This window comes from Methylophaga sp. UBA1464 (assembly GCF_002325665.1).
Taxonomy (GTDB): Bacteria; Pseudomonadota; Gammaproteobacteria; order Nitrosococcales; family Methylophagaceae; genus Methylophaga.
This window is the reverse complement of sequence record NZ_DCSO01000031.1, coordinates 2268-3293: the sequence shown is the minus strand read 5'-3', so window position 1 is coordinate 3293 and position 1026 is coordinate 2268. Positions and strand designations below refer to the sequence as shown.

The 1026-nt window shown below is 46.0% G+C and carries 1 protein-coding gene; it reads right to left on the bottom strand.

What is annotated here, in order from left to right:
- Nucleotides 1–109: 109 nt before the first annotated feature.
- The coding region (der, locus tag B3O33_RS03360) for a ribosome biogenesis GTPase Der (RefSeq protein ID WP_292362928.1) at nucleotides 110–1026 on the bottom strand (917 nt) is incomplete at its 5' end.

The window sequence follows — 1026 nt, the reverse complement described above, 5'->3', positions numbered from 1 at the left end:
CGAAGGTTCAAATCCTTCTGTCCCGACCACTAGCAACTTTAGGGCTTGTTGATCTTTCATCCCCGCCAGCAGTGGTGGATATGAAAGATCAACAGCCCCGAAAGTTTTTTTAACTCTCTCTTTTTTTAGCTCGACTCGCTATTACACGTTTGCGCTTTTCCTGTGGCGTTTCAGGTTGCTTTTTTTTGCGCTCTTGAAACGGATTTTCGCTGGTTTTAAATTCAATCATCACCGGCGTACCCTGCAATTTAAGTGCAGTACGGAAGTAATTTTCCAGATATCGGCGATAACTGTTTGGCGTCGCTTCGGTCTGATTGCCATGGATGATTATGCGGGGAGGATTTTTACCACCCAAATGCGCATAACGGTATTTAATACGGCGTCCATTAACCAATGGCGGCTGATGATCGGCAACAGCTTCTTCCAATACCCGCGTCAGTTGTGGGGTCGGGATCTTGGCTAAGGCAGAACCATAAGCTTTTTTGACGGATTTAAGTAATAACCCCACACCACTCCCATGCAAGGCTGAGATAAAGTGAGTTTTGGCAAAATTCAAAAAAGGCAAGCGACGCTCAATATTGGTCGCAACCCACTCACGTTCCTGCTTCTCCAGACCATCCCATTTATTGACTGCAATAACCACAGCGCGGCCACTTTCGATAATCAGACCAGCCAGATGCAGATCCTGATCCACAACACCCTGGTGCGCATCTAACACTAACATAACCACATTAGCCGCCTCGATGGCTTGCAGGGTTTTTACAATGCTGAACTTTTCCAGTGCTTCGGAAACCTTGGAACGGCGTCTGACACCGGCTGTATCGATTAAAATATAGTTAGTACCGTCTTTTTCGAATGGAATATAAATACTATCCCGGGTAGTACCAGGTTCATCAAAAGCCACAACCCGGTCTTCACCGAGCAGACGATTGACCAGCGTTGATTTGCCTACATTTGGTCTACCCACAACGGCGAGACGAATATCACCTGACGTATCTTCTTCTTTTTCATCTTCTTCTTTTTCTT